This is a genomic window from Bacteroides sp. AM32-11AC (assembly GCF_003603515.1).
Classification (GTDB): Bacteria; Bacteroidota; Bacteroidia; order Bacteroidales; family Bacteroidaceae; genus Bacteroides; species Bacteroides uniformis.
Genome location: NZ_QTNH01000039.1, coordinates 1 through 1,049, shown reverse-complemented (window position 1 = coordinate 1,049; position 1,049 = coordinate 1). Strand labels below are relative to the sequence as shown.

Sequence of the window (1,049 nt, the reverse complement as noted above, 5' to 3'; positions counted from 1 at the left end):
TCTATCATATCCCTTGTACTTTTGAGGGTCAAAGGATATGATGAAAAAAGTGAGAAAAAAAACAGTCCTTTGACAAGGTAATATATGCATACTTGTTTTATGCAATGATACCTCCAAATGTTACATTCATTACATCAGAGTATTGTTTAAATTCTATTTTATTATCAGTTTCATTTATGTAAATGCAATGTTGCCCAGCTATTATATTGTCGGTTCCTATGATTAGGGTTCCATAACCTTCATTTGCTATAACGGTAATTTCTTTTTTGTATACAGATACTAAATCACAAAAGCCAAAGTTTCCAGAACCTATCAGAAAATATAATCCGTTTTTCAGGCCAAGAGATAACTTTTGATTTACAACTACTGACTTAGATATAATTTTTATTTTATCCAATTCAGATGCAGCAAGAAGTTTGGATATTAAATCACTCTTATTGATCTTCCCTTGGCTATTCCCTTTTTCCACATACACATGGTCTGCATCAGTCACTATCTGATACTGGTTCATTACTTGACCTATGTTTACCTTCTCTATCATATATCCCTTGTACTTTTGAGGGTCAAAGGATATGACGGAAAAACATGAGGCAGGAAAAGCTCTTCCTATTTGGTAAACTAAATAGATTTATTCTATAAATGTAATGATAATATTTTGAGATTCATTTCTTGTATTTTTGATAATATATTTCGTATTTTCTCCATTATTAAAAACACAAACTTTGCCTATTTCTTCCGAGAAAAATTGAATGGTACTTGATGGGACTATTACAGTCCCATTTCCACTTCCATACAAAGTTGCAACAGCCTTTTCGTGTGAACGATTGGAATTTTGTATCATAATTAACCCAGATTTATAGGGTAATTCATACTGTCCTCCTGGAGAAAGGGAGAATGATGTATGTAAAATGCCTATTTGTGTCATTAAAGATGAAAGGGTTATCAACACACTATCTTCCCCTTTCAAACCTCGCACATAATCTACGCTACTGACCGAAGTCATCTCATTTTCCTTAATTTTCTCTATCATCCTTGTACTTTTGAGGGTC

Annotated in this window: 2 protein-coding genes; both read right to left on the bottom strand. The window is 32.8% G+C overall.

The features are described 5' to 3' along the window. Positions 1-97: 97 nt before the first annotated feature. The gene (locus DW800_RS19490) at positions 98-541 is read right to left on the bottom strand and encodes a hypothetical protein (protein WP_035449781.1); all 444 of its coding nucleotides are present in this window, start codon (positions 539-541) and stop codon (positions 98-100) included. Between the two features lie 87 nt (positions 542-628). Then, positions 629-1,049: hypothetical protein (locus DW800_RS19485; RefSeq protein WP_207814351.1), on the bottom strand; the 421-nt coding region annotated here is incomplete at its 5' end.